Annotated in this window: 2 protein-coding genes and 1 pseudogene; 2 read left to right on the forward strand and 1 reads right to left on the reverse strand. The window is 35.2% G+C overall.

What is annotated here, in order from left to right; all coding sequences use genetic code 11:
- Positions 1-238: 238 nt before the first annotated feature.
- Positions 239-1330, reverse strand: coding sequence for a 3-dehydroquinate synthase (aroB, locus tag F6K13_RS25710; RefSeq protein ID WP_287288807.1), 1092 nt, complete (start codon positions 1328-1330; stop codon positions 239-241).
- Between the two features lie 80 nt (positions 1331-1410).
- Between aroB and F6K13_RS25715 the strand changes: the two genes are divergently transcribed.
- Together F6K13_RS25715 and F6K13_RS25720 are read left to right on the forward strand one after the other, a co-directional pair.
- Positions 1411-1512 carry a cytochrome b6-f complex subunit PetL gene (locus tag F6K13_RS25715; protein ID WP_124144714.1) on the forward strand — a complete coding sequence of 34 codons (102 nt, stop codon included), beginning with the start codon at positions 1411-1413 and terminating at the stop codon, positions 1510-1512.
- Positions 1513-1762: 250 nt separating this feature from the next.
- Positions 1763-2227 (forward strand): annotated as a pseudogene (locus F6K13_RS25720) (DUF29 domain-containing protein).
- Positions 2228-3087 lie beyond the last annotated feature (860 nt).

The raw sequence follows: 3087 nt of genomic DNA on the forward strand, positions 1-3087 counted from the left end.
TTAAAAACCAAAACTTACTCATAATGAAAGTGATGATTAAGTAGGTAGTTAAACAATTAATAATTAATAATTAATAATTACCTCTCTTTGAAAACGGATAGGATTGACTCAAAGGAAAAATTTTTCTTGTTTCTCCTTGAAAGGAGATGCATTTTACCTTAATTATTTGGTAAAACTAAACGTAAAATAACTACAGCAAGTAAATTTCATCAAACTATTATGAATTCTGACTTTTTCTTTAATTAATTTCTGCCAAGACTCCCCTTAATACATCTGCATTAACCTGGTCTGTAATCTTGACCACACCCACCCCAGTCGGTAACACAAACCTAACTTTACCCGCTTTAACCTTTTTATCCGTCTGCAAAGAAACCAAAATTTCCTCAATATCCAACCCACTCGGCAACCTCGTCGGTAAACTAGCTTTTTCAATCAAAGCTAACTGACGGCGATCGCTCTGTTCATCCCACATCCCCAACTCCACCGCCAACCGACTCGCAGCCACCATCCCAATAGCTACTGCTTCACCATGAGTCACCATAGTATAACCAGTCAAACTTTCCACAGCATGACCAATAGTATGACCGTAATTCAAAATTGCCCTTAATCCCGATTCTTTTTCATCTTTCTCTACCACATCAGCTTTACTTTGGCAAGACCTAATCAAGATTTCCTCTAATAACCCTGGCGTGAGATGATTAATTTCATCAAGCTCCTGACTATTCTCCATTTTGGCAAATAATTCCGCATCCCAGATAGTTCCATATTTAATAACTTCTGCCATTCCACCCCGAAACTCACGCACAGGTAAAGTTTTCAATACTTCCGGGTCAATTAATACGAGACGTGGTTGGTGGAAAGCGCCGATGAGATTTTTACCTTGGGGATGATTGACTCCCGTTTTTCCCCCAATAGCAGCATCCACCATTGCTAATAGAGAGGTGGGAACCTGCACTACATTCAAACCTCGCAACCAAGTCGCTGCTGCAAACCCAGTCATATCCCCAACTACCCCACCACCCAGGGCGACCATTGTCGAAGACCGTTCCATACGGTGTGCTAAAGCTGCATCGTAAATATTATTTAGGGTTTGAAAGTTTTTGTATTGTTCTCCAGCAGGGAGGGTGCAGTGAGAAACATCAAAACCCGCTTGTTGGAGAGAAGCGATCGCTCTTGAGCCATAATGACCAAATATTTCTGGGTTGGAGACCAGCAAGACCTTTTTGCCCAAGTTGAGGGGTTGCATTTTTTGGCCAAGTTTGTCGAGGTTGCCAGGGGCGATCGCTATTTCATAAGATTTGGAGGGTAGTTGAACGGTGATGGATGCCATGGATAATTTCAGACTTTGCTATTTTGAACATTAAATATTAGACTTAATTTTATATTATTCGCCATTTTGGAGAAAAGTTAATGACTGTTGATGGAATTATTGCTTTCGTTGTATTGTTTGTTGGTGGTTTAGGTGTAGCTACAGTTTTAATGTTTGGCTTGCGTGCTGTTAAGTTAATCTAGAATTTTATGTTAAGCATTCAGTAGTCAGCCATCAGCTATCAGCTATTGGTTTTAGTTTTAGATAAAAGCTTTAATAATTGAGTCGGAATTAAATCTTACTACAAAAGCTGGCTATATTAATTGAAACCTCCTTATGAGAGCTGAGATCTAATAGCTGTTTCCGCAGCATTCCGCAGGAAATACTTACATTTTATGAGTTCTCCCGTTAGACGTTTTTTAATAGTTTAGCGGGAGTTTATAAGATACAAAAATCAAATATGAAAATCAAGTTACTGATTTAAAATTATTTTATGAGGATGATTATTTTGAGTGCTTAGAAAAGATAATTAAACTGCTAAATAATTGTCAATTAGAGAGCATAGATTATGATAATTTAATTGCAGAGTTAGAAGCCTTGGGTAGAAGTTAAAAAAGCACGGTTGAAAGTTTCGTGATTTTAATTATTCAACATCTTCTATTTTATCAATATTGGGAAAAGGAAAGAGATGATAATTCTAGACATTGGCAGACAGAAATTTTAACATTTCGAACTCAGTTGGAACTAAAACTCACAACAAATTTACGGAATTATTTAGTTAATAGATTAGATTATCTTTATGGTAAAGCCAGAAAAATTGCTCAAGTTAAATCGGAACTGAAATTACCAGAAATTAACCCTTATACTCTCGAACAAATACTTGATGAAGATTGGCTGCCAGGACAAATTATAGATTAGAAGCTACCATCGGTTTAGTTATTTTGATTTATAAAATTATAGATATGCACGAATACACAATTATTGGTTACGACAGAAAAAAAATTATTACTCCTTAGCATTTTTGAGTGGAGTTTTAAGTCCATTTTTCGTAAGTTGGATGAAACAAGTATTAAATCCTAGTTAAAGTAGCTCAAAAACTTGAATCTAAACCTTAGAAAAAAGTTGATTTAGTTCCATTTAGCACCGCTGTATTATCAATGCAAATCAAGCTCCTTGTTTACAGAATTTTGTATATAGAACCCATTTGGGATCTCCTGACCTAATCATAAGCCTTACAGTTTCTTGGTTTAATCATTATTGGCATAAATAGTTACTAAAGGCTATTACCTAGACCTAAATTGCTCAAGATATTAGCTACTTCAGAAGCTAATTTAGCTTGAAAAAGATACGGTTAGGGGTTCTATAGAAACTATAGATTTTCTATATGCGGGACACGGTGTTTATTGCGATTGAGACATCAATGTAAGAATGATTGCAGCCAATTCATAATAGTTTTACTAATTTTATTTTCTAACAATACGCTTTCAACTATTTTATTTTTTCTGGAACTTGTCTAAATTAAGTTATATACTGTATTTGATATTTGACATCTCAAAAGCGGAAAACTCAGACAATACTATTTTTCCTTCTATTGTAGATAACTAAAGTCTTATTCCAACTTCGGTCTGGCAATATAAATCAGGACAAAACATAATTTAGTTAATCCTTAAAACTTAGTTTTTGAAGGTAATAGCTAATATCAAATATGGATAATTGATGAAAAAACTATACAAGGCAAATCTCCCTACTCCTCACTCCTTACTCCTTGATTTATAGCA

Origin of the sequence: Okeania sp. SIO2B9 (assembly GCF_010672505.1) — a bacterium.
Lineage (GTDB): Bacteria > Cyanobacteriota > Cyanobacteriia > Cyanobacteriales > Microcoleaceae > Okeania > Okeania hirsuta.

Excerpts from the sequence above, each read along its gene's own strand:
- aroB (WP_287288807.1), bottom strand. The coding sequence starts at position 1,330 with ATGGCATCCATCACCGTTCAACTACCCTCCAAATCTTATGAAATAGCG.
- F6K13_RS25715 (WP_124144714.1), top strand. The coding sequence starts at position 1,411 with ATGACTGTTGATGGAATTATTGCTTTCGTTGTATTGTTTGTTGGTGGT.